The organism is Caulobacter sp. (assembly GCF_017744445.1).
Lineage (GTDB): Bacteria > Pseudomonadota > Alphaproteobacteria > Caulobacterales > Caulobacteraceae > Caulobacter.
Genome location: NZ_JAGIBH010000136.1, coordinates 1 through 556, shown reverse-complemented (window position 1 = coordinate 556; position 556 = coordinate 1). Strand labels below are relative to the sequence as shown.

The following is a 556-nucleotide window of genomic DNA, read 5'->3' as shown; positions in this document are numbered from 1 at the left end:
GTCGGCGCGCTGAGTGCGCTGCGCGACCGGCGCATCGCCCAGATCGAGACCAACCTCGGCCTCTATCGCCAGGGCGGGTTGCCCGCCGCCCAGGCCGGAATCGACCGCGAGGTGCTGGAGGTGTCGTCCGCCATCCGCGGCCAGGCCCAGCAGCTGGTCGAGCGCGAGCGCGAACTGCTGGTCGCGCGCGGCGTGTCCAGCCGGCGCAGCGCCGACATCCTGCGCGCACTGGCGCTGCTCGGCATCCCGCTGGGCATCGCGGTGGTCGGCGCGGTGTACTGGATGCTGGTGCGCGAGATCCGTCGCCGCGGCAAGGCCGAGCGCGCCAGCACCCAGGCCAACCTGCGCCTGCGCGAATCGGTCGAACAGCTCGAGCGGCACACCGCCGACCTGGCCGAGCTCAGCCGCTTCGGCAGCCTGCTGCAGAACTGCATGAAGCCGGACGAAGCGATCGCCCTGGCCAGCCAGCTGCTGTCGCACCTGCTGCCGGATACCGGCGGCACCCTGTACCGGATCCGTGCTTCGCAGGACTACGCCGAGGAGCTGGTGCTGAGGC

General features: G+C 72.1%; 1 protein-coding gene. It reads left to right on the top strand.

All coding sequences use genetic code 11. The annotated features are described in order from the left end of the window. Positions 1-556, top strand: a 556-nt coding sequence (locus J7528_RS24075) for a hypothetical protein (RefSeq protein ID WP_291879900.1), incomplete at both ends; no start/stop codon positions are given.